We start from the raw sequence: 228 nt of genomic DNA on the forward strand, positions 1-228 counted from the left end.
ACCCTGATCGGCGGTGCCGGCTACGACACTTACATTGTCGACGACGCTGGCGATGTCATCAGCGAAACCGGCGCTCTGGCCTACGAGATCGATACCGTCTGGTCATCGCTCAACTGGACGCTGGGCGCCAACCTCGAATACCTGTTCCTGGCCGGCACTGCCAACCTCAATGGCACCGGCAACAGCCTGAACAACATGCTCACCGGCAACAGCGGCAATAACATCCTC

Annotated in this window: 1 protein-coding gene; it reads left to right on the forward strand. The window is 59.6% G+C overall.

Going from position 1 to position 228, the window contains the following annotated elements; genetic code table 11:
* Nucleotides 1-228 (forward strand): hypothetical protein (locus OC71_RS28300; protein ID WP_218186298.1); only part of this gene is annotated, 228 nt, incomplete at both ends.

Origin of the sequence: Pseudomonas sp. W15Feb9B, assembly GCF_000828175.1 — a bacterium.
GTDB classification, from domain to species: domain Bacteria; phylum Pseudomonadota; class Gammaproteobacteria; order Pseudomonadales; family Pseudomonadaceae; genus Aquipseudomonas; species Aquipseudomonas parakoreensis.